The sequence below is a fragment of the Burkholderia sp. BE17 genome (assembly GCF_009362305.1).
Lineage (GTDB): Bacteria > Pseudomonadota > Gammaproteobacteria > Burkholderiales > Burkholderiaceae > Burkholderia > Burkholderia pyrrocinia_C.
On the sequence record NZ_WHNU01000111.1, the window covers coordinates 1 to 958 of the forward strand.

Below are 958 nucleotides of genomic sequence, written 5' to 3' on the forward strand. Positions count from 1 at the left end.
GTCATGGGCGGTCCGGGCGGCAAAAAAGTGTAACTGAGACTATATCACTTTATGTCTCGATGCCGTTCCTGGCTGGGCTCGTGCGGAACGGGCCCGCGTCCGACGTGTCACGAAGCGTGGATGCGGAAGTCACGGGGCCGACAGCGATTGCCGATGCCGAATGCGGCGGCGGGGCGCGGGGCGCGGAGAACCGGCCCGCGGGCGTGATGAACGCATCGGCCGTCGTGCTGTTCCTGGCGTCGCCGCAGCTGCATTGGGGCACGGCACTCGCGCTCGGCGGCGGGGCGCGGCGAACCGGCCCGCGGGGCATGCCGCCGCTTACGCGTCGCCCTGCGTTTCCTTCAGGTGCTTGAGGTGCTTGTAGACCGTCGCGCGCCCCATCCCGAGCACGTTCGCGACGTAGTTCGCCGCGCTCTTGCCGCGGAACGCGCCTTCCGCGTAAAGCGCCTCGACGAGCTCGCGCCGGTGCTCGCGCGTGAGCCCGTTCAGCCCGACCTGCCGCTCGCGCAGCCAACCGTGCAGGAATGTATTGATGCGCTCCTGCCAGTCGTCGCGGAACAGCTCGTCCGGTTGCGCGACAACGCCCGCGCCCTTGATGAACAGGTCGAGCGTCGCGCGCACCTCGTCGAACACCGCGATGTTGAAGTTGATGCACATCATCCCGGCCGGGCGGCCTTCGTCGTCGAACAGCACGTTGCTGACGCAGCGCATCCGCCGGCCGTCCCAGTTCAGCTTCTCGTACGGGCCGATCACGCGTTCGCGCGCGGAATGATCGATTTCCTCGAGCGCGGAATCGTCGCCGACCTCGCGCTTGGACAGGTTGTTCGCGAGATACAGCACGGTCTGGTCGTGCAGGTCGTGGATCACGACTTCCGCGTACGGGAAGAACAGCGCGGCGATACCGTCGGCGATCGGCGCGTAACGGGTGAGCAGCAGGTCTTTGACGGGGGATTTCTTC

1 protein-coding gene and 1 pseudogene are annotated in these 958 nt (G+C 66.9%); one reads left to right on the forward strand and one right to left on the reverse strand.

Annotated elements, in window-relative coordinates; all coding sequences use genetic code 11:
• Nucleotides 1–188: 188 nt before the first annotated feature.
• Nucleotides 189–287, forward strand: a pseudogene (locus GD429_RS41540) (sulfite exporter TauE/SafE family protein); the annotation flags it as partial.
• A 31-nt stretch (nt 288–318) separates the two neighbouring features.
• On the opposite strand, the gene GD429_RS40035 reads toward GD429_RS41540, so the two are convergent.
• A partial coding sequence (locus GD429_RS40035; protein ID WP_152865747.1) for a transcriptional regulator occupies nt 319–958 on the reverse strand: 640 nt, incomplete at its 5' end.